At 57.3% G+C, this 21,841-nt stretch carries 19 protein-coding genes; 11 read left to right on the top strand and 8 right to left on the bottom strand.

The features are described 5' to 3' along the window. Window positions 1-7 precede the first annotated feature (7 nt). Both aceE and pdhR read right to left on the bottom strand, forming a co-directional pair. Window positions 8-2,671 (bottom strand): pyruvate dehydrogenase (acetyl-transferring), homodimeric type, encoded by a 2,664-nt coding sequence (gene aceE, locus C2E15_RS04455; protein WP_104956303.1) that lies wholly within the window; start codon window positions 2,669-2,671, stop codon window positions 8-10. A 239-nt stretch (window positions 2,672-2,910) separates the two neighbouring features. Then, the gene (gene pdhR, locus C2E15_RS04450; protein WP_104956302.1) at window positions 2,911-3,675 is read right to left on the bottom strand and encodes a pyruvate dehydrogenase complex transcriptional repressor PdhR; all 765 of its coding nucleotides are present in this window, start codon (window positions 3,673-3,675) and stop codon (window positions 2,911-2,913) included. Window positions 3,676-4,211: 536 nt separating this feature from the next. Here pdhR and aroP point away from each other — a divergent pair. The 3 genes from aroP (at window position 4,212) to C2E15_RS04435 (ending at window position 8,123) form a co-directional block, all read left to right on the top strand. Continuing rightward, on the top strand, window positions 4,212-5,567 hold the full coding sequence (gene aroP / locus C2E15_RS04445; RefSeq protein ID WP_104956301.1) for an aromatic amino acid transporter AroP: 1,356 nt from the start codon (window positions 4,212-4,214) through the stop codon (window positions 5,565-5,567). Between the two features lie 166 nt (window positions 5,568-5,733). Beyond that, window positions 5,734-7,149: a glycoside-pentoside-hexuronide (GPH):cation symporter gene (locus tag C2E15_RS04440; protein WP_104959077.1), complete on the top strand. Its 1,416-nt coding sequence runs from the start codon at window positions 5,734-5,736 to the stop codon at window positions 7,147-7,149. After that, window positions 7,146-8,123, top strand: coding sequence for a glycoside hydrolase family 43 protein (locus C2E15_RS04435; RefSeq protein WP_104956300.1), 978 nt, complete (start codon window positions 7,146-7,148; stop codon window positions 8,121-8,123). The genes C2E15_RS04440 and C2E15_RS04435 overlap by 4 nt, the downstream gene beginning before the upstream one ends. On the opposite strand, the gene ampE is transcribed toward C2E15_RS04435, so the two are convergent. Together ampE and ampD are read right to left on the bottom strand one after the other, a co-directional pair. Then, a complete protein-coding gene (ampE, locus tag C2E15_RS04430) occupies window positions 8,094-8,948 on the bottom strand; it encodes a beta-lactamase regulator AmpE (RefSeq protein WP_104956299.1) in 855 nt (284 codons plus the stop codon). The genes C2E15_RS04435 and ampE overlap by 30 nt on opposite strands. Further along, entirely contained in the window at window positions 8,945-9,520 is a 576-nt protein-coding gene (gene ampD, locus C2E15_RS04425) for a 1,6-anhydro-N-acetylmuramyl-L-alanine amidase AmpD (RefSeq protein WP_104956298.1), read from the bottom strand. The genes ampE and ampD overlap by 4 nt, the downstream gene beginning before the upstream one ends. A 237-nt stretch (window positions 9,521-9,757) precedes the next feature. Here ampD and nadC point away from each other — a divergent pair, with 237 nt between their 5' ends. The 4 genes from nadC (at window position 9,758) to hofC (ending at window position 14,101) form a co-directional block, all read left to right on the top strand. Beyond that, window positions 9,758-10,654, top strand: coding sequence for a carboxylating nicotinate-nucleotide diphosphorylase (gene nadC, locus C2E15_RS04420; protein WP_104956297.1), 897 nt, complete (start codon window positions 9,758-9,760; stop codon window positions 10,652-10,654). Between the two features lie 432 nt (window positions 10,655-11,086). After that, a complete protein-coding gene (ppdD, locus tag C2E15_RS04415; RefSeq protein WP_104956296.1) occupies window positions 11,087-11,530 on the top strand; it encodes a prepilin peptidase-dependent pilin in 444 nt (147 codons plus the stop codon). After that, on the top strand, window positions 11,527-12,909 hold the full coding sequence (gspE, locus tag C2E15_RS04410) for a type II secretion system protein GspE (RefSeq protein ID WP_104956295.1): 1,383 nt from the start codon (window positions 11,527-11,529) through the stop codon (window positions 12,907-12,909). Before ppdD ends, gspE begins: the two co-directional genes overlap by 4 nt. After that, entirely contained in the window at window positions 12,902-14,101 is a 1,200-nt protein-coding gene (gene hofC, locus C2E15_RS04405; RefSeq protein WP_104956294.1) for a protein transport protein HofC, read from the top strand. Before gspE ends, hofC begins: the two co-directional genes overlap by 8 nt. Here the strand turns inward: hofC and C2E15_RS04400 are convergent. Then, window positions 14,098-15,138: a GMP reductase gene (locus tag C2E15_RS04400; RefSeq protein ID WP_104956293.1), complete on the bottom strand. Its 1,041-nt coding sequence runs from the start codon at window positions 15,136-15,138 to the stop codon at window positions 14,098-14,100. The genes hofC and C2E15_RS04400 overlap by 4 nt on opposite strands. Window positions 15,139-15,378: 240 nt before the next feature. Between C2E15_RS04400 and coaE the strand changes: the two genes are divergently transcribed. The 3 genes from coaE to yacG are packed head-to-tail and all read left to right on the top strand — an operon-like array spanning window position 15,379 to window position 16,954. Continuing rightward, window positions 15,379-15,990: a dephospho-CoA kinase gene (coaE, locus tag C2E15_RS04395; RefSeq protein ID WP_104956292.1), complete on the top strand. Its 612-nt coding sequence runs from the start codon at window positions 15,379-15,381 to the stop codon at window positions 15,988-15,990. 4 nt (window positions 15,991-15,994) lie between these two features. Beyond that, entirely contained in the window at window positions 15,995-16,738 is a 744-nt protein-coding gene (zapD, locus tag C2E15_RS04390; protein ID WP_104956291.1) for a cell division protein ZapD, read from the top strand. Window positions 16,739-16,747: 9 nt separating this feature from the next. Continuing rightward, a complete protein-coding gene (gene yacG, locus C2E15_RS04385) occupies window positions 16,748-16,954 on the top strand; it encodes a DNA gyrase inhibitor YacG (protein ID WP_104956290.1) in 207 nt (68 codons plus the stop codon). A 27-nt stretch (window positions 16,955-16,981) separates the two neighbouring features. On the opposite strand, the gene mutT is transcribed toward yacG, so the two are convergent. After that, window positions 16,982-17,380 (bottom strand): 8-oxo-dGTP diphosphatase MutT, encoded by a 399-nt coding sequence (mutT, locus tag C2E15_RS04380; RefSeq protein WP_104956289.1) that lies wholly within the window; start codon window positions 17,378-17,380, stop codon window positions 16,982-16,984. 231 nt (window positions 17,381-17,611) lie between these two features. On the opposite strand from mutT, the gene C2E15_RS04375 reads away from it, so the two are divergent. After that, the gene (locus C2E15_RS04375) at window positions 17,612-18,307 is read left to right on the top strand and encodes a hypothetical protein (RefSeq protein WP_104956288.1); all 696 of its coding nucleotides are present in this window, start codon (window positions 17,612-17,614) and stop codon (window positions 18,305-18,307) included. Window positions 18,308-18,508: 201 nt separating this feature from the next. Here C2E15_RS04375 and C2E15_RS04365 read toward each other — a convergent pair whose 3' ends face one another. Both C2E15_RS04365 and secA read right to left on the bottom strand, forming a co-directional pair. Beyond that, a complete protein-coding gene (locus tag C2E15_RS04365) occupies window positions 18,509-18,964 on the bottom strand; it encodes an Hcp family type VI secretion system effector (RefSeq protein ID WP_104956286.1) in 456 nt (151 codons plus the stop codon). Window positions 18,965-19,121: 157 nt separating this feature from the next. Further along, window positions 19,122-21,827, bottom strand: coding sequence for a preprotein translocase subunit SecA (gene secA / locus C2E15_RS04360; protein ID WP_104956285.1), 2,706 nt, complete (start codon window positions 21,825-21,827; stop codon window positions 19,122-19,124). Window positions 21,828-21,841 lie beyond the last annotated feature (14 nt).

Genomic DNA, 21,841 nt, shown 5'->3' with positions numbered 1-21,841 from the left:
TTACCTCTTATGCCAGACGCGGGTTGACTTTATCTGCATCGATATCGAATTTGGCAATGGCGTCCGCCACCACTTTCTTATCGATTTCGCCGCGTTTGGCCAGTTCGCCCAGCGCTGCTACCACCACGTAGGAAGCATCTACTTCGAAGTGGTGACGCAGGTTCTCACGGCTGTCAGAGCGGCCGAAGCCGTCGGTGCCCAGTACGCGATAGTCGCTGGCCGGAATGTAGCTGCGAACCTGTTCAGCGAACAGTTTCATGTAGTCGGTTGAGGCCACGGCAGGCGCATCGTTCATCACCTGAGCGATATAAGGAATACGCGCTTCTTCCGTCGGGTGCAGCATGTTCCAGCGCTCACAGTCCTGACCGTCGCGCGCCAGCTCGGTGAACGAGGTTACGCTGTAGACGTCGGAGCCGATGCCGTAATCTTTTGCCAGGATCTGCGCCGCATCGCGTACGTGACGCAGGATGGAGCCGGAGCCCAGCAGCTGCACTTTGCCTTTGCTGCCTTCTACGGTTTCCAGCTTGTAGATACCTTTACGGATACCCTCTTCCGCACCCTGCGGCATCGCCGGCATGTGGTAGTTTTCGTTCAGCGTGGTGATGTAGTAGTAGATGTTTTCCTGCGCTTCGCCATACATGCGCGTCAGGCCATCCTGCATGATCACCGCCACTTCATAGGCGAACGCCGGATCGTAAGAGATACAGTTCGGGATAGTCAGCGACTGGATATGGCTGTGGCCATCTTCGTGCTGCAGACCTTCGCCGTTCAGCGTGGTACGACCGGAGGTGCCGCCGACCAGGAAGCCGCGCGCCTGTTGGTCGCCCGCCGCCCAGCAGAGATCGCCGATACGCTGGAAGCCGAACATGGAATAGTAGATGTAGAACGGGATCATCGGCAGGTTGTTGGTGCTGTAGGAGGTCGCAGCAGCCAGCCAGGACGCGCCGGCACCCAGTTCGTTGATCCCTTCCTGCAGGATCTGACCTTTTTCGTCTTCTTTGTAGTAGGCAACCTGCTCACGGTCCTGCGGCGTGTACTGCTGGCCGTTCGGGCTGTAAATACCGATCTGACGGAACAGGCCTTCCATACCGAAGGTACGCGCTTCATCGGCGATGATCGGCACCAGACGATCTTTGATCGACTTGTTCTTCAGCATCACGTTCAGGGCGCGAACGAAGGCGATAGTGGTGGAGATCTCTTTGTTCTGCTCTTCCAGCAGCGGCGCGAAATCTTCCAGCGTCGGCAGCTCAAGCTTCTCAGAGAAGTTCGGCTGACGGCTCGGCAGATAGCCGCCCAGCTTCTGACGCTGGCCGTGCAGGTAGTTGTACTCTTCGGAATCTTTTTCGAAGGTGACGTACGGCAGTTTTTCCAGCGCTTCATCAGCCACCGGCACGTTGAAGCGATCGCGGACGTAGCGGACGCCGTCCATGTTCATCTTCTTCACCTGGTGCGCGATGTTCTTGCCTTCCGCGGTGTCGCCCATACCATAACCTTTAATGGTATGCGCCAGGATCACTACCGGTTTGCCTTTGGTTTCCTGCGCTTTTTTCAGCGCCGCGTAGATTTTCTTCGGATCGTGACCGCCGCGGTTCAAGGCGAAGATCTCGTCGTCGGACATATCTTTCACCAGCTCGGCGGTTTCCGGATATTTACCGAAGAAATGCTCGCGCACGTAGGCGCCGTTGCGTGATTTAAAGGTCTGATAGTCGCCGTCGACGGTTTCGTTCATCAGCTGAATCAGCTTGCCGCTGGTATCTTTGCGCAGCAGTTCGTCCCAACGGCTGCCCCAGATAACCTTGATCACTTCCCAGCCGGCGCCACCAAAGATGCCTTCCAGTTCGTTAATGATCTTACCGTTGCCGGTGACCGGGCCATCCAGACGCTGCAGGTTACAGTTGATGACGAACACCAGGTTGTCCAGCTTCTCGCGGGTCGCGATGGTGATGGCACCTTTAGATTCCGGCTCATCCATCTCGCCATCGCCCAGGAACGCGTAAACGGTCTGCGCGGAGGTGTCTTTCAGGCCGCGGTGTTCCAGATATTTCAGGAACTTCGCCTGATAGATAGCGGAAAGCGGGCCCAGACCCATGGATACGGTCGGGAACTGCCAGAAATCTGGCATCAGTTTCGGGTGCGGATAAGAAGAGAGGCCGTTGCCATGCACTTCCTGACGGAAGTTATTCATCTGCTCTTCGGTCAGGCGGCCTTCAAGGAACGCACGGGAGTAGACGCCCGGAGAGATATGCCCCTGGAAATACACCAGATCGCCGCCATCTTTATCGTTGCGCGCGCGGAAGAAATGGTTGAAGCAGACTTCATAGATAGTCGCGGAAGACTGGAAGGATGAGAGGTGACCGCCCAGCTCCAGATCTTTTTTCGACGCACGCAGTACCGCCATCATGGCGTTCCAGCGAATTGCGGAACGGATACGACGCTCCAGAGAGGTGTTGCCCGGATAGTCCGGTTCATCTTCAACGGCGATAGAGTTGATATAGTTGCTGACAGCAGTACCTGCAGCGACCTTTACGCCGCCTTTACGCGCTTCATTCAGCACCTGGTCAATCAGGAACTGCGCACGCTCAACACCTTCTTCACGGATGACCGATTCGATCGCCTGTAGCCAGTCGCGGGTTTCGATCGGATCCACGTCATTATGTAAACGTTCTGACATGGGGGTATTCCTTATCTGTGTCTAATACGTTGAATTGTCTGGAGCCTGTCTCCCTGCATTCTGCTTCGTTCCAAAATGCAAGGAGACAGGCCCGTCGTTAGTTGCCGCGTATTCCCTTATCTTTTACCTGCTGGCGACAAGCCTCTCCGTCGTTAACCCGCCGTTCTTGCTGAACGCCTGAGCCGCGGTCGGCGACCTGGATACCATCACGCAAAATCCTGGTTTTTTAAGATTACGCGTTATTCCTTACGTTGCTGTAAACGACGCAGGGAGCGTTCACGACGCGTCTGCTCCCGACTTCTGTCCAGCAATATCTCCTCGATAAACGCCAGATGACGGTGTGAGGCTTCGCGCGCCTTTTCCGGCTCGCGGGCCACAATCGCCTCAAAAATACTGGCGCGATGGTTGCTCACCTGTGCCAGCATTTCCCGGCGTGAGTAAAGCAATTCAAAATTCTGTCGTACGTTCTTTTCCAGCATCGGGCCCATCGAGCGCAGCAGATGCAGCAGCACGACATTGTGGGCCGCTTCCGTGACGGCGATTTGATACTGCATTACCGCATCCGCTTCGGCATCAAGATCGCCGCTCTGCTGAGCGTGCTGAATAGCCAGATGGCAGTCGCGAATGCGCTGTAAATCTTCTTCAGTGCCGCGAAGCGCGGCGTAGTAAGCGGCGATCCCTTCAAGAGCGTGGCGGGTTTCCAGCAGGTCAAACTGGGATTCAGGATGATCGGCGAGCAGCCCTACCAGCGGATCGCTCAGGCTCTGCCACAGGTTCTTTTGGACGAAGGTGCCTCCGCCCTGACGACGCAGCAGTAATCCTTTCGCTTCCAGGCGTTGTATCGCTTCACGCAAAGAGGGGCGTGAAACATCGAACTGCTTGGCGAGTTCACGCTCAGGGAGAAGCTTTTCACCCGGACGCAGCGTCCCTTCCATAATCAGGGACTCAAGCTGTTGCTCTATTGCATCGGAGAGCTTTGGTTGGCGAATCTTACTGTAGGCCATTGTCCCTTCTTCTGCCAGGCGCCGAGTAAATTGGTAATACCAATTGGAAAAAAGTGACGCTAAAGTAACAAAGTATTCACCTTCTGTCTATATGGCTTCAGCCCGAATTGTGACGCCTGCGAGGTGGTGAAATGCCTGAAAACAGCGCGGAAAATGCGCCATTTCTCAGGGAACAGGCAATCCTCTCGACGCGATTTTACCAAACCTTACACGAAGTTAGATCTGGATCTCATTTTACGTCATAAGCGAACGCTATTCGTCTTTATTCGAATTCCATGGCAAAAAATAATTTCAGCGTGACCGGCGCAACGCTTTTCTGAGAATCGTACGTAATGAAAAAGAAAGCAGGTGCAATATTTTGCGCCTAACACTATTCTGAGCCTCGCGATAGCACCCGAAACAAATTGCGACAATCGCCCGTGTAAAATTAACAATACAAGTATCGTAACGATATTATTACAACGTCTGACGTCTGCTTGCAGGCGTTAAAACGCCAGCTCGACAGGGAAGGCGTAAGAATAAGCATGAGGGTTTTTATGGAACAACAGCAGGGCGAGACGCTGAAGCGCGGGTTAAAGAACCGCCATATTCAGCTGATTGCATTAGGCGGCGCCGTCGGCACCGGCCTGTTTCTGGGAATTGGGCAAACTATCCAAATGGCCGGTCCGTCAGTATTGCTGGGCTACGCCATTGGCGGTTTTATCGCATTTTTGATTATGCGCCAGCTGGGCGAAATGGTGGTTGAGGAGCCGGTCGCCGGATCGTTCAGCCACTTCGCTTATAAATACTGGGGCAACTTTGCCGGCTTCGCTTCCGGCTGGAACTACTGGGTGCTGTATGTGCTGGTGGCAATGGCGGAATTGACCGCCGTCGGCAAATATGTGCAGGTCTGGTGGCCCGACTTCCCCTCCTGGGCGACCGCCGCTATCTTCTTTTTGCTGATTAACGCCATCAACCTGACTAACGTTAAAGTTTACGGCGAGATGGAGTTCTGGTTCGCGATCATCAAAGTGGTTGCCGTGGTTGGCATGATCCTGTTCGGCGGCTGGCTGCTGCTTAGCGGACAAGGCGGCCCGCAGGCATCAGTCAGTAACATCTGGGATCATGGCGGCTTCTTCCCTCACGGCATCAGCGGGTTAGTGATGGCGATGGCGGTGATCATGTTCTCCTTCGGCGGCCTTGAGCTGGTGGGCATTACCGCCGCCGAAGCTGATGATCCGGGTAAAAGCATTCCGCGCGCCACCAATCAGGTTATCTACCGCATCCTTATCTTCTATATCGGCTCGCTGGCGGTGCTGCTGTCGCTCTATCCGTGGGTGAAAGTGGTCGGCGAGAGCAGCCCATTCGTGATGATTTTCCACGATCTCGGCGAAACGCTGGTGGCCAACGTGTTAAACGTGGTGTTCCTGACCGCGGCGCTGTCGGTCTATAACAGCTGCGTCTACAGTAACAGCCGCATGCTCTACGGCCTGGCAAAACAGGGCAGCGGCCCACAGGCGCTGCTGAAAGTCGATCGCCGCGGCGTGCCTTATGTCGCGCTGGGCGTCTCGGCACTGGCGACCGCCATCTGCGTGCTGATCAACTATCTGATGCCGGGCGAAGCGTTCGGGCTGCTGATGGCGCTGGTGGTCTCCGCACTGGTGATCAACTGGGCGATGATCAGCCTGGCGCACCTGAAGTTCCGCCGGGCCAAGGATCGCCAGGGCGTGCAGACACGCTTCCGCGCCATCCTCTATCCACTGGGCAACTGGATCTGTCTCGCCTTCCTGCTCGCCATTCTGGTGATTATGCTGATGACGCCGGGTATGGCGATCTCCGTCTGGCTGATCCCGGTCTGGCTGGTGGTGCTGGCAATTGGCTACGCCGTGAAGAACAAAACACAGCGCGCTTAATCTTCCGCCGGGCGCCCCACGCCCGGCTTTTCCTTTACGCTAAGCGTTACGCCCTTCACATTTTTCCCGTCGCAGTGATTTTGTCCATCTTCATGACCAACCTGTATTAGCTCACCGATCGTTAAGCCGCAATAATCATTCCACTGCTCAGTGGGAGACAAAAATGATGAAAAGCTCTGCGCTTTCTTTTAAAGAAAAGCTGGGTTATGGCATGGGCGACGCCGGCTGCAATATGATCGGCGGCGCGATTATGCTGTTTCTTAACTATTTTTATACCGATGTATTCGGCCTGGCGCCTGCGCTGGTCGGCGTATTGCTGCTTTCTGTGCGCGTGCTGGATGCGGTGACCGATCCTATTATGGGCGCCGTGGCCGATCGCACCCAGAGCCGCTGGGGACGCTTTCGTCCGTGGCTGCTGTGGGTCTCGGTGCCTTACGTTCTGTTCAGCGTACTGATGTTTACCACGCCCGACTGGAGCTACGAATATAAGGTGATGTACGCCTTCGTCACCTATTTCCTGATGTCGCTGGCCTATACCGCCATCAATATCCCCTACTGCTCGCTGGGCGGCGTCATCACCAACGATCCTCATGAGCGCGTCTCCTGCCAATCCTATCGCTTCGTGATGGTTGGCATCGCGACGCTGATCCTCTCCCTCACGCTGCTGCCGATGACTGAATGGTTCGGCGGCGGCGACAAGGCGCGCGGCTATCAGATGGCGATGGGCGTGATGGCGGTGATCGGGCTGCTGATGTTTCTTTACTGCTTCGCTACGGTGCGCGAACGCATCCGCCCCGCCGTGCCGACCAACGACGATTTGAAAAACGATCTGCGCGATGTGTGGAAAAACGATCAGTGGGTGCGCATTCTGCTGCTGACCTTCTGCAACGTCTGCCCCGGCTTTATCCGTATGGCGGCGACGATGTACTATGTCACCTGGGTTATGGGGCAATCCACCCACTTCGCCACGCTGTTTATCAGCCTTGGCGTGGTCGGCATGATGATTGGCAGTACGCTGGCGAAAGTGCTGACCGACCGCTGGTGCAAGCTGAAAGTCTTTTTCTGGACCAATATCGCGCTGGCAATTTTCTCCTGCGGCTTTTACTTCCTCGATCCGCAGGCGACGGTGCTGGTGGCGGTCATGTACTTCCTGCTGAATATCCTGCACCAGATCCCTTCCCCGCTGCACTGGTCGCTGATGGCGGACGTGGATGATTACGGCGAGTGGAAGACCGGCAAACGTATCACCGGCATCAGCTTCTCCGGCAACCTGTTCTTCCTGAAGGTGGGCCTGGCGGTGGCCGGAGCGATGGTTGGCTTCCTGCTCTCTTTCTACGGCTACGATGCGGGCGCGAAACAACAGGGCGCCAGCGCCATCAACGGCATTATGCTGCTGTTTACCGTGATCCCCGGTGTCGGCTACCTGATTACCGCAGGCGTGGTGCGCCTGTTGAAAGTCGATCGCCATCTGATGCAGACCATCCAGCAGGATCTGGCGAAACGTCGGGAAAACTATCGTGAGCTGAGCGCGCTGCGCGACGGCAATACTTTCGCTATCAAACCAGAAGGAACGGCACCATGACCAGCCAGTGGCCAAATCCCCTCATCGAACAGCGGGCGGACCCGTTTATTTTACGCCATCAGGATCGCTACTATTTTATTGCCTCGGTGCCCGAATACGATCGTCTGGAGCTGCGCTGCGCCGATACGATCATTGGGCTGGTGGAAGCAGAGCCGGTAGTGGTATGGCGTAAACCCGACGTCGGCCCGATGAGCGCGTTGATCTGGGCGCCGGAAATTCACCATGTAGCGGGCCAGTGGGTGATTTATTTCGCCGCAGCGCCCAGCCGCGAGATCAAAGAGGGGCTGTTTCAGCATCGCATGTACGCCCTAACCTGTGACGACGCCGATCCGCTGACGGGTGAGTGGCTGGATCGCGGGCGTATTCAGACGCCGATCAACAGCTTTTCGCTCGATGCGACCACCTTCCGCCATCAGGAGAAGCAGTGGTATCTGTGGGCGCAAAAAGATCCGGCCATTCCCGGTAACTCTAACCTCTATCTGGCGGAGCTGGAGAATCCCTGGACGCTGAAAGGCCGCCCGGTGATGCTGAGCCGCCCTGAATATGAGTGGGAGTGCGCGGGCTTCAGCGTTAACGAAGGGCCGGCGGTTATTCGTCACGGCAACCGCCTGTTTGTCAGCTATTCCGCCAGCGCGACGGATGAAAATTACTGTCTGGGCCTGCTGTGGATCGACGTGGATGATGACCCGATGCAGCCTGCCCACTGGAATAAATCGGCCCGTCCGGTTTTCACTACCAGCTGGGAAAACCGCCAGTATGGCCCGGGACACAACAGCTTTACCGTTGATGAAGCGGGCAACGATCTGCTGGTCTATCACGCGCGCAACTACACCGAAATTGAGGGCGACCCGCTGTGGGATCCGAATCGCCATACGCGGATAAAAGCTATTCGCTGGGACGCCAACGGCATGCCGGACTTTGGCGTGCCGCCGGCGGATACTGCGCTACACCAGCGTGCCGTAAATGGTGAGTAGCGCTACCACAACCACAATCACCAGCGAGACCTTCTTGGCCAGCGCCACGGCAATCCGTGGCGTTTCCACGCTGTCGTTACGCGCGTCGCGCTCCAGCGAATACTGCGCCAGCTGCGTCAGCACCTGATACTGCGGGCGATGCAGATCGCCCAGTTCCGCAAACCAGGCGGGCAGCGCGCGTTCGCCATGTCCCAGCAGCGCGTAAGCCGCCCCCGCCAGGCGCACCGGGATCCAATCTACCCAGTGAAGAATACGATCGATGCCGGAACGGGCACGCTCCAGCGGCGTCTGGTGTTTCGCCAGCCAGCTTTGCCAGGCGCGCAGAAAGGCGTAGCCGGTCAGCAGCACCGGCCCATACGCGCCGCCAACGACAAACCAGAACAGCGGCGCCAGATAGAAGCGGTAGTTAATCCACAGCAGCGCGTTTTGCAGCTCCTTTAGCGTCTCCTGCTGATTGCACTCCACCGGCATGCCGTGGATCAGCGTCAGCTCCTCCGCCATCGCGCCGCAGGCGTTGGCGTCGCCGTGGCTGGCGGCCTTCAGATAGGCGTGATAGTGCAGGCGCATTGAGCCGGCGCCGATACAGAGCAGCCCCGTCACGATCCAGAACAGCAGCTGCGCCACGCCGAAGAACAGGCCGCGCAGCGAAAGGATAATCACCAGCACCAGCAGCATCGCCACCAGCGTCATACCAAGAGTGCGCCAGAGGGAAAAGCGGCGGCGCTGACGGAAAAACGGCTCCAGACGATGATCAAGCTGCCAGCGTTCACCCATTTTAAACAGGCGTTCCCAGCCTAAAACCAGTAACAAAGAAAAAAGCGTCATGCATTGCGCTCCGGTAAATGTAAGCTGGCGGTCTCCGGCAGACCGCGCAGAAAGCGCGTCCAGTCGAACGCGGGACCTGGATCGGTCTTGCGTTCCGGCGCGATATCACTGTGCCCGGTTATACGCGCGGGCGTAATCGGATAATGCTGCATCAGCAGGCGCGTTATCGCCTGCAGCGCCTGATACTGCGCATCGGTGTAAGCGAGCGTATCGGTTCCTTCCAGCTCAATGCCGATGGAAAAGTCATTGCAGTTTTCCCGTCCCTGCCAGCAGGAAAGGCCTGCGTGCCAGGCGCGCTTATCGAAAGGCACATATTGCACGATCTCGCCGTCGCGTCGGATTAAACAGTGCGCGGCGACGCGCAGATGCGCGATATCGGCAAAATAGGGATGCGCGGCGGGATCGAGCGTGCCGGTAAACAGCGCATCAATCCAGGGGCCGCCGAATTCACCGGGCGGCAGGCTGATGTTATGCACCACCAGCAGGCTGGGCGTCTCTTCGTCCGGACGGATATTGAAATGCGGTGAAAGCACCTGGCGCACCTCTGTCAGCCAGCCCTCTTTTAACTCCATGCCGGGATCTCCTGTTCGTTTTTTTACACAGCCTAACATGATTTTGCCGTCCTCTTTACATTCCTTGTGCGCCGGACGCCGGGCGCTTTTGCCGGGTGAAATCGCGCCGCCGGCAGCGAAGAGCTGGCAAGGAAATATACATACTGTTTAGCACACTAAACCTTAACAGCTAAACTGGCGCCTGACGACGCGCCAGGATAGAGTAAGCGCATCGCCAAAAACCATCACGGGAGCCTTATGACACAGCGACGTTACAACCCTGAAAGCCGACGCACCGCCCTGCTTTCACGCATTGAAGATGATATACCAGGCGCGGTAGCACAGGCGTTGCGTGAAGATCTTGGCGGCGAAGCCGATGCGGAAAATGATATCACCGCCAGCCTGTTGCCCGCCGATAAGCAGGCCGAGGCGACGGTGATTACGCGCGAAGCGGGTGTTTTCTGTGGTAAACGCTGGGTGGAAGAAGTGTTTATTCAGCTGGGCAATCAGGCGCGGTTGACCTGGCACGTTGCGGATGGCGACAGGATCCAGGCGGGACAAACGCTGTTTGAGGTTACCGGCCCGGCGCGCCTGCTGCTTACCGCCGAACGTACCGCGCTCAACTTTGTACAGACGCTTTCCGGCGTCGCCAGCGAAGTCAGCCGCTATGTCAGTCTGCTGGAAGGGACGCAGACCCGCCTGCTGGATACGCGTAAGACCCTGCCCGGGCTGCGCACTGCGCTGAAATATGCCGTGCTGTGCGGCGGCGGGGAAAACCATCGCCTTGGATTGTCTGATGCCTTTTTGATCAAAGAGAACCATATTATCGCCAGCGGATCCATTCAGCAGGCGGTGGAAAAGGCGCTCTGGCTGCATCCGGACGTGCCGGTTGAGGTAGAGGTTGAAACGCTGGATGAGCTGGAGCAGGCGCTGGCCGCGGGCGCCGACATCGTTATGCTGGACAACTTTTCCGTGCAGCAGATGCGTGAAGCGGTCAACCTCAATCAGGGGCGGGCGTTGCTGGAGGTTTCTGGTAATGTCACCGACCAGACGCTACGCAGCTTCGCCGAAACCGGCGTTGATTATATTTCCGTTGGCGCGCTGACCAAGCACGTGCGGGCGCTCGATCTCTCGATGCGCTTCCGTCAGGAGTAAGGCCGGGTGGCGCGCCAAAGCGCCACTCTTTTACCTGCCGCAGGTGACACGTCAGGCCGTTTCCCCGCCTGGCTCTGTTCTGTGACCGCATCACTTTGCCAGCCTGTTTCTTGCCCCTTCCTCTGACATATCGCCGCATCATTTTGCCAGCCTGTTTCTTGCCCCTTCCTCTGACATATTGCCACATCACTTTGCCAGCCTGTTTCTTGCTCCTTCCTCTGACATATTGCCGCATCACTTTGCCAGCCCGTGCCCGCGCCTTCCCCTGACCTGTCACCTGATAATTTTGCGAGACCGCTTCCCGTTTTTTTGCCGCCTGCGGTAACGTGACGATTTTTTCCCGGCCATTTTTCCAGTTCTCCCCTCTTTCTCTCGTCCCTTCTCGCTCCGTTGGTTAACGTCAGGCCCGTTATTCATAGGGAGAGGTGAAAAATGAAACAACGAGGTTTTACGCTAATTGAGCTGATGATCGTGATTGGCATCGTGGCGATACTCAGCGCTATCGGCATGCCCGCCTATCAGAGCTACCTGCAAAAAGCCGCCCTGACCGATATGCTGCAAACCATGCTGCCTTACAAAACGGCGGTCGAACTGTGCGCGGTGGAACATGGCGCCACCGCAGGCTGCAGCGCGGGCAGCAATGGCGTGCCTGCAGCAAAAGGATCGCGTTATGTGGCTTCGCTTAGCGTGGCGTCAGGCGCGATCGTCCTCACCGGTCAGGAGAGCCTCAACGGTCTGACGGTCACCCTTACCCCGCAGTGGCAAAGCAATGAGGGGCAGATGAGCTGGCAACGCAGCTGCGACAGCGCCAACGCCGCTTTGCAGGATGCCTGCCGCGCGGTGTTTCGCTTCGATGATGGCGGGATGACACCATGAGCGGCGCTGATCTGCGTCTGCAGGAAATCTGCCATCAGTATCAGGCGCTGCTGATCGGTGAAGATGACGCAACGATTACGGTGGCGGTTGCCGGCGCGCCCTCCTCTGCGATGCTGGAGGCGCTGCAGTTTACCGGTCAGCGTCAGGTCTCGGTAGAGCGATGGCCGCAGGCGCGGCTTGAGCAGCAGCGCGACGCGCCTGCGCCATCCAATGAGGCGCTGCAGCCCTCCGCCCCGGTGGCCGCCCTGGTGGAGCGGCTGCTGCTGCAGGCGTTTCAGCGACGCGCCTCCGATATCCATATCGAACCCTGCGCGGAGGGCATGCGCGTGCGGCTGCGCATTGACGGCGTAATGCAGCCGCTGCAGGCCATCACCGAGGCGCAGCAGGCGCCGCTGCTGGCGCGCCTCAAGATCCTCGCTCATCTGGATATCGCCGAGCGCCGCCTGCCGCAGGATGGGCAGTTCAGCATCAGCATGCAGGGCGAGGAGATTGCCTTTCGCCTTGCGACCCTGCCGCTTCTCAACGGCGAAAAGGCGGCGATCCGTTTGCTGCAGGGCGCGTCGCAGGCGCTGTCATTGGCGCAGTTGGGCATGCCGCCCGCCGCGCTTGACGTTTTTCGCCGTGCGCTGGCTCAGCCGCAGGGGCTGATCCTGGTGACCGGCCCAACCGGCAGCGGCAAGACCTGTACGCTCTATAGCGGCCTGAGCCACCTTAACCAGCCCGGAAAAAATTTGTGCAGCGTTGAGGATCCGGTGGAAATTCCGCTGGACGGCGTTAATCAAACGCAAATCAACCCGCGCGCCGGACTGGATTTTCAGCGCGTGCTGCGCGCCCTGCTGCGCCAGGATCCGGATGTGATCATGCTGGGCGAAATTCGTGACGGCGAAAGTGCGGAAATCGCCGTCAAAGCGGCGCAGACCGGTCACCTGGTGCTTTCCACTCTGCATACCAACGCCCCTATCGAGACGCTGACGCGCCTTAGGCAGATGGGCATTCCAGGCTATCTGCTCGCGTCCGCGCTGCGGCTGGTGATTGCGCAGCGGCTGGTGCGGCGGCTTTGTCCACGCTGCCGCGCCCCTGCGGATAACATTGAGGGCCTGCCCGCCCATCTCTGGTCGGGCAGCCTGCAGAACTGGCAGGCTGCCGGCTGCGATCACTGCTTTTCCGGTTACTACGGTCGGCTGGCGCTGTTTGAGCTGTTGCCGGTCACCAGCGAGCTGCAGGCGGCTATTGCGGCGAACGCCGGCAGCGAGACGTTAAAGGCGCTGGCGCAGCGGTCCGGTCTGAACAGCCTGCTGGCGGAAGGGCTGCGGGCAGTTAACCGCGGCGACACCTCACTGGCGGAAGTGTACCGCGTGGTCGGCGTTGAACATGGCTAACCACCGTCTCTGGCGCTGGCAGGCGATGGATCAACAGGGGGAGCTGCTTGAGGGATGCTGGCTGCTGGAAAATGAGCCTGCCCTCATGGCTAAAATGGCGGAACTGGGCTATATGCCGCTTTCCTGCAAAGCGGGAAAGTACTACCGCGCCCGCGACTGGAAAACGCGCCAGAAAATCGCACTGATGCATCAGCTGGCAACGCTGTTAAAAGCTGGCCTGACCTTATCCGCCGGGCTGGGGCTGCTCAGCGAAGGCGAACCTCATCCTGGCTGGCGCGCCCTGCTGCTGGCGCTGCAGGATGATGTCGCACAGGGTACGCCTTTTTCCGCCGCGCTGGCGAAGTGGCCAGGAATATTCCCTCCGCTCTACGGCGCGCTGATGAAGGTCGGCGAGCTGACCGGCCAGCTCGATCGCTGCTGCGCGCAGCTGGCAGGCCAGCAGGAGCGGCAGATGCGGCTGCAGAGAAAGGTGGCCGCCGCGCTGCGCTACCCACTGTTTATCTTACTGGTGGCGCTGACGGTTTCCATCGGCATGCTTCTGCTGGTGCTGCCGGAGTTCGTCGCCATCTACCAGACATTTAACGCGCCGCTGCCTGCGTTTACCGCCGCCGTGCTGGCGCTGTCAGCCAGCCTGCAGCAGCTGTTCGCGCCGCTGGCGCTCTGCGCGGCGGCGCTGGTCGGCGTCTGGCGCTGGCGGCGCAAGCGCTGGCCCGCATGGCAGCGAAGCGAACAGCGATTTTTGCTGCGGCTACCGCTGTTTGCGCGGCTGTGGCGCGGCAGCCTGCTCAGCCAGATATTCGCCACCCTAACCCTGACGCAGCAGGCGGGCCTGCCGCTGCTGCAGGGGCTGCAGGCGGTAGAAGAGACGTTAGCGCCGCTGTTGTGGCGCGAGGCGATGCGGCAGTTGCAGAAACAGATTGCAGAGGGAACGCCGCTGCATCAGGCGATCGCCGACAGCGCACTGTTTACTTCCCTGTGCCGGCAGCTGATAAAAACGGGAGAGGAAGCGGGCGCGCTGGATGTGTTGCTGGCGCGCCTGGCGCAGTGGCATGAGAGCCAGACGCATGAGCTGGCGGATACGCTGGCGACTACGCTGGAGCCGGTAATGATGCTGGTTACCGGCGCCATTGTCGGCACGCTGGTGGTCGCCATGTATCTGCCCATTTTTAATCTGGGCGGGGTAATGAATTAGCGATTAAAGACGCGGTTTTCCTGCTCCGCCACACGAATAAAGGTGGTGCGTTTGGTTAGCTCTTTCAGGCGTTCCGCACCTACGTAGGTGCAGGCGGAACGCAGGCCGCCAAGGATATCGCGCGCCGTGGCGTCTACCGGGCCACGCAGCGGTAGCTTAACGGTCTTGCCTTCAGCCGCGCGGTATTGCGCGACGCCGCCGACGTGGCGCTTCATCGCCGATTCGGAACTCATACCGTAGAACAGCATAAACTTCTCGCCGTTCTCCTCCACAATATGGCCTTCACATTCGTCATGCGCGGCCAGCATGCCGCCAAGCATCACAAAGTCCGCGCCGCCGCCGAACGCCTTGGCGACATCGCCCGGCACCGAACAGCCGCCGTCGCTGACGATCTGCCCGCCCAGGCCGTGTGCGGCATCAGCGCACTCAATCACCGCTGAAAGCTGGGGATAACCTACCCCGGTTTTTACCCGCGTGGTGCAAACCGAGCCGGGCCCAATCCCTACCTTGACGATATCGGCGCCGGAGAGGATCAGCTCCTCCACCATTTCGCCGGTGACGACATTGCCCGCACAGATGGTTTTACCCGGGCAGGCTTCACGCGCGCGCTGCAGAAAATCAACGAAATGCTCTGAGTAGCCATTCGCCACGTCGATACAGATAAAGTTCAGCGCGGGCGAGAGCGCCAGCACTGCTTTCAACTTATCGAAATCGGCGTCAGAGGTGCCGGTAGAAACCATAACATGCTGCAGCACCTGCTCCGGCACGCGCTGGACAAAGGCGCGCCAGTCCTCAACGCTGTAATGCTTATGCACCGCAGTAAGAATATCGAAGCTGGCCAGCACTTCCGCCATGCGGAAGGTGCCCACGGTATCCATGTTAGCGGCAATGATCGGGACGCCAGACCAGGCGATGCCGGAGTGTTTGAAAGTAAACTGACGGCTCAGTTCTACCTGTGAGCGGCTTTTCAATGTAGAACGTTTTGGGCGGATTAAAACATCTTTGAAACCCAGTTTTAAATCTTCTTCAATACGCATGACATCTTTCCTGGTTATTGGCGACGATCTGACGATCGGGGGCTGCAGCCAGCTCCAGTGACGCTATCATACGCGCTAAAAACGCGCGTACAAGACTGCGAAATCACCTTTAATTACGCTACAATCCCGTAAATTTACCTGAAGAGAAGCGATGTGATCGCTATTGCAAAATTTACCGTTCGCAGTGGGCGTTAATCTCAGGCTAACCGACGTTTACAAGCGAAGCAGGAACCGATAAAGATGCCTTACACCGTTGCGCTGACCGGCGGGATCGGCAGTGGAAAAAGCACCGTTGCCCATGCTTTCGCCCAGTATGGCGTGGATATTATTGATGCCGACGTGATTGCGCGTCAGGTGGTGGAGCCGGGGCAGCCTGCGCTGGCAGCGATCGCGGCGCGCTTTGGCCGCCCGATACTTCAGGCGGACGGCGCCCTGAATCGCGCGGCGCTGCGCCAGACAATTTTCAACGCGCCAGCGGAAAAAGCCTGGCTCAATCAGCTGCTGCACCCGCTGATCCATGCGGAGACGCGGCGGCAGATTGCGGCGTCCCGCTCTGCCTGGTGCTTATGGGTGGTGCCGCTGCTGGTGGAAAATCATCTGGAAAAACTGGCCGATCGGGTGCTGGTAGTGGATGTCGATCCTGCGGTTCAGATTGAGCGCACCATCGCCCGCGATCGCATCACGCGCGAACAGGCCGAAAAAATTATTGCCGCCCAGGCGACGCGCGAGGCGCGACTTGCCGTAGCGGATGACATTATTGAAAACAGCGGCCGCCCCGAAGCGGTGGCGCCGCTGGTCGCCGAACTGCATCAGCGCTATCTGGCGCTGGCCAAAGCGACAAAACAGGATTAACAGCATGAGCAAAATCGTTCTTTTCGAACATCCGTTAAATGAAAAAATGCGTACCTGGCTGCGGATTGAGTTTCTGCTGCAACAGCTGCAGGCCTGCGCCAATATTACCGATTATCTGACGGCCCTGACCTTTTTCCGTAACATCAGCGACCTGCTGGATGTGTTTGAACGCGGCGAGCTGCGCACCGAAATGCTGAAAGAGCTGGAGCGGCAGCAGCAAAAACTGCTGGCCTGGTGCGACGTGCCCGGCGTTGATACCGAGCGTGTGGAGGCGCTGCGTCAACAGCTCAAAAGCCGCGCCGGCGAACTGATGGCGGCGCCGCGCATCGGCCAGTCGCTGCGCGAAGACCGCCTGATTGCGCTGGTGCGTCAGCGTCTGAGCATTCCCGGCGGCTGCTGTAGTTTTGATTTGCCGACGCTACATGTCTGGCTGCATCTCGATCAGCCGCTACGCGATGCGCAGGTTGCCAGCTGGATGGGCTCGCTCGATCCGCTGCGTCAGGCGCTGTTTATGATTCTGGAACTGGTCCGTCAGTCCGGCGTTTTTCGTCATCAAACCAGCCTTAACGGTTTTTACCAGGACAATGCTGAAGGCGCCGACCTGCTGCGCCTGCAGCTGGCGCTGGAGGATAATCTTTATCCGCAGGTATCGGGCCACAAAACCCGTTATGCGATCCGTTTTCTGCCGCTGGATAGCGAGCGTGGCGAAGTGCCGGCACGTCTCGATTTCGAGCTGGCCTGTTGTTAGAGGTGTTATATGCGTAAAGATGTCACGAAGGTCGCCTGCCCAACCTGCGGCAGAGCAGTAATCTGGGGCGAGCAGAGCCCGTTTCGCCCGTTTTGCAGCAAGCGCTGCCAGCTGATCGATTTGGGAGAGTGGGCCGCTGAGGAAAAACGCATCCCCAGCAGCAACGATCTTTCTGACAGCGATGACTGGAGCGAGGAAGAGATCCCGCGTCACTGACAGAGAGGGCGGCAATGCCGCCCTCAACTACGGGCGCGCTTCCGCCAACAGGCGCGCCACCAGCTGATGGTTGGCCGGCGGGAACTCATCGGCGACCAGCTCGCGCTGAGGCACCCAGCGCTGCGGCTGACCCTCTTTCCCCCAGGGATCGCCCTGCCACTGCTCTACCATGAAGAAGTGCAGTGTGACGCGCAAATCGTCATAGGTGTGATCGGCATTGCCGAACGCGGTCGCCGCCATCACGACAATCCCGGTTTCTTCCAGCAGCTCGCGCTTTAGCGCCTGCTCCGGCGTTTCGCCCACTTCGATTTTCCCGCCCGGAAACTCCCACATATTCGCCATATGCGATTCGGCCGGACGGCGCGTCAGAAAGATTTCCTGCTTAGCATTACGGATGATGCCCACAGCAACCTGAAGGTGTTTCATTTTCGCATCCTTGTTAATGGAATGAAGGGCAGTATAGCCTGATTTTGTTACGCTTTATACCGCCCCACGGCCAGCCGCGGCCGGTTGATTGCGCCGTGACGGCGGCTGTTTTTCCGCACTTTTCAGCTCAGGGCTGCGCCGTAAACGCGCCTTATTAGCGGGTTGATTAATTACAGGCCGTCGGCAGAGAGCTATACTGCCGCGCAGTTATTTTATTAAGGATGATAAATAATGAATGCTTCCGCCTATTTAAAGAGAAGGCTGCTGGCTGAAAGAAAAATAGCGCTGTCGCTGGAGAAAGGCATTCAGGAGAGCGTGGTCTCGGCAGGAAAGACGCTGGATGATATCTATTCCGGCATTGAGCGCATCTCCTGGTATTCCTCCTGTTTTATCGATCGGCATCAGGATATTTGCCGACAGCTTAAGGCGGAAGATATCAGAATGATTAAGGCGGTCATGATGCTTTATAAGCATAAAGATGTTATCGCCGAGATTGTCATACGTTATATTGACTACGTGTTAACCTCGGCCGATCCCTCTAAAGCCCGGGCGTTGACATTAAACACCTCCGGCTTTATTGCCGAGTCTCTCGCAGGTAAAGCAGCCAAAGAAGCTTTAGCCTACTCATTAGCGGGCGCGTTGTTAACCTCAGATCGGTTCAGCCTTGCATTGAATAAGCTATTGGTCAGAAGCGTCTTTAACGGATTCAGTATCGCACAATTTTACGGGAAAGCTCAAAAAGCGGCTATGGCCTCACGCCGCCTGAAGGAACTTGACCCCGAATTCTATAAAGTTCTGTATCGGCTTGATATAGAAATGCTTTATATATATACGGAGCCTCTGCTTGCTGAGATTATAAAAAAAGTTAACGCGCTACCTAACCGAAACCCGGAAAATATCATTAAGATCCTTCAGGAATATCAATAATGCTGAAATATCTGAAAAAGGTATTGCTGGATATTTTGATAGAGGGCCTGTTTATGTTTATAGTGATAGCGGTTCCTGTCTTATATTATGTTTTTATTCCGCAACACTGGGGGACGCTAACGTTGATAACACTTCCCGTTCTTTGCTGGTACGGCGCAAAGCTACACGTAAAGCTGATTAAATAACGGGGGCTTCCCCTGGTCAAAAAACGGAGCGGTGGTTTTTAATATCCCAGCCGTAGCGCGTTTCTGCGCCCTTCCCGCCTTTCGCCGTTTGTTCCCAGTATTGCATCTTCACGCAGTCAGCCTGAAACTCATATTCTACGGTGGTCATATCGCCGTCGTCATTCAACAGCGCCTGCGCGACAAACACATTTTCCAGCGTAATACGGTAATATTCGATCGCACCGAAGCCGGCTTTGCAGGCTGAAAGTTCTATTTTACGTATTTTGTTGCCGTTCGAGGCGTAAAGCAGCATCGCGGGCACCGCCTTGTCGGCAAACGCATGTACCGTCAGATTGCGATAGTTTACCTGCGCGTTGCCCGCGTCAGCGCGCAGAGTCCCCCAGGTACAAGAGAGAACGTCAATCCATGCGCGGTGGTGCGCATCCTGCGATTCGCCAGCTATGTGGTCCACTCTGAGATAAAGCGCCTTCATATCGCCTCCTTTCCTTAGCGTCATTTTCCTGGGACCAGTGTAACCGGTATGATTTTTATTCTCTTTAGCGGTTCCGTTAGTTACAGGCCCGAAACGGAAAAAAATTTGCGCCCATAAAAAAAGGGAGCCTTTCGGCTCCCTTTTCATTCAGGTTTTATCAGGCCAGACGACCGTGGCACTGCTTATATTTTTTACCGGATCCGCACGGGCAAGGATCGTTACGCCCGACTTTGCGCTCGCCAGATTCCGCTGCCAGCTCGGCGGCGGCCTGCGTTTCATCGTCAACGTGGCTCAGCTGCTGTTGCTGTGCCAGGCGCTCAGCTTCTTCACGACGCTGCGCTTCCATTGCCTCAACCTCTTCCGGCATGCGCACCTGCACCTTACTCAGGGTGCTGATCACTTCATATTTCAGTGATTCCAGCATAGCGGCGAACATAGCGAAGGATTCACGCTTGTACTCCTGCTTCGGATCTTTCTGCGCATAGCCGCGCAGATGAATGCCCTGACGCAGGTAATCCATCGCCGCCAGATGCTCTTTCCACAGCGAATCCAGCGTCTGCAGCATCACCCCTTTTTCGAAGTTGCGCATCATCTCAGCGCCGACCACTTCCTCTTTGCGCAGATAGACGTCTCTCGCCTGCTCCATGATGCGCTCACGCAGCGTTTCTTCATGCAGCTCAGGCTCTTTATCCAGCCATTGTTTAATCGGCAGCTCAAGATCGAAGTCGTTTTTCAGACGCTCTTCCAGACCTTCTACATCCCACATCTCTTCCAGCGACTGCGGCGGAATGTAAGTATCGATGGTGGATTTGAACACATCTTCGCGGATGCTGTTGATGGTTTCGCTTACGTCGGAGACATCCAGCAGCTCATTACGCTGCGAGTAGATAGCGCGACGCTGGTCGTTGGCGACATCGTCATATTCCAGCAGCTGCTTACGAATATCGAAGTTGCGGCTTTCCACCTTACGCTGCGCGTTGGCGATCGCCTTAGTCACCCACGGATGTTCGATAGCTTCGCCCGGCTTCATGCCCAACTTGCGCATCATATTAGTAACGCGATCGGAGGCGAAAATACGCATCAACGCATCTTCCATTGACAGGTAGAAACGGGAAGAGCCCGGATCGCCCTGACGACCGGAACGGCCGCGCAGCTGGTTATCGATACGGCGCGATTCATGACGCTCGGTGCCGATGATATGCAGACCGCCCGAGGCCAGTACCGCGTCGTGACGCGTTTTCCACTCCGCTTTAATTGCGGCGATCTGTTCTTCAGTGGGATCTTCCAGCGCCGCGACTTCAGCCTGCCAGCTGCCGCCCAGCATAATATCGGTACCACGGCCCGCCATGTTGGTGGCGATGGTAACGGCGCCTGGCTGACCCGCCTGCGCCACGATATCCGCTTCACGCGCGTGGAATTTAGCATTCAGCACGTTGTGCTTGATGCCGGCGCGCGTCAGTTCATTAGAAACCACTTCCGATTTCTCGATGGAGATCGTCCCCACCAGGATCGGCTGACCGTTCGCCGTGCGCTCACGAATATCTTCAATGATCGCGTCGATCTTCTCTTTCTCGGTCATGTAGACCAGATCCGGCAGATCTTTACGCACCATCGGACGGTTAGTCGGAATAACAATGGTATCGAGCTTATAGATCGAGCTGAACTCAAAGGCTTCGGTGTCGGCAGTACCGGTCATACCGGCCAGCTTCTCATACAGGCGGAAGTAGTTCTGGAAAGTAATGGAGGCCAGCGTCTGGTTTTCGTTCTGAATTTCGACGCCTTCTTTCGCTTCTACCGCCTGATGCAGCCCGTCGGACCAGCGACGGCCCTGCATGGTGCGTCCGGTATGCTCATCGACGATGATCACTTCGCCATCTTTAACGATATAGTCCACGTCGCGGGTAAACAGCGCGTGAGCGCGCAGTGCGGCGGTCACATGATGCATCAGCATGATGTTGTTCGGCGAATAGAGCGACTCGCCTTCCGCCATGATCCCTTCCTGCACCAGCAGCTCTTCGATCATCACCAGACCACGCTCGGTCAGATGCACCTGACGCGCTTTCTCGTCGACCGAGAAGTGTCCTTCGCCCTGGAAGGTGTCAGAATCTTCTTTCTCCTGACGGATCAGGCGCGGAATGATTTTGTTAACTTTGATATAGAGTTCAGAGCTGTCTTCCGCCGGGCCGGAGATGATCAGCGGCGTACGGGCTTCATCGATCAGAATGGAATCGACCTCATCGACCAGCGCATAGTTCAGCTTGCGCTGTACGCGCTCTTCCGGGCTGAACGCCATGTTGTCACGCAGGTAGTCGAAGCCGTATTCGTTGTTGGTGCCGTAGGTGATATCGGCGGCATAGGCTTCGCGCTTCGCGGGCGCCGGCATACCCGGCAGGTTGATGCCGACCGACAGACCAAGGAATTCGAACAGCGGGCGGTTGTTTTCCGCATCACGCTGCGCCAGATAGTCGTTCACGGTGACGACGTGGACGCCTTTACCGGTCAGGGCGTTGAGGTACGCAGGCAGCGTCGCGGTCAGGGTTTTACCTTCACCGGTGCGCATTTCAGCGATACAGCGATCGTTCAGCACCATGCCGCCGATCAACTGAACATCAAAGTGGCGCATGCCGAATACGCGCTTACTGGCTTCACGCACGGTCGCAAAAGCTTCCGGGATCAGGCTGTCGAGCGCTTCGCCTTTTTCCAGGCGGGCGCGGAATTCCTGGGTTTTCGCCTTCAGTTCATCATCGCTGAGCTTTTCAAAATCCGGCTCCATTTTATTGATGATATCTACCGCTTTACGCATGCGACGCAGCGTACGATCGTTACGGCTGCCAAAGACTTTGGTTAATAACTTAATCAGCATAATAAATACATTCT

Source organism: Mixta gaviniae (assembly GCF_002953195.1).
GTDB classification, from domain to species: Bacteria; Pseudomonadota; Gammaproteobacteria; order Enterobacterales; family Enterobacteriaceae; genus Mixta; species Mixta gaviniae.
The sequence above is the reverse complement of the archived record's forward strand: the minus strand, read 5'-3'. Positions and strand labels throughout refer to the sequence as shown.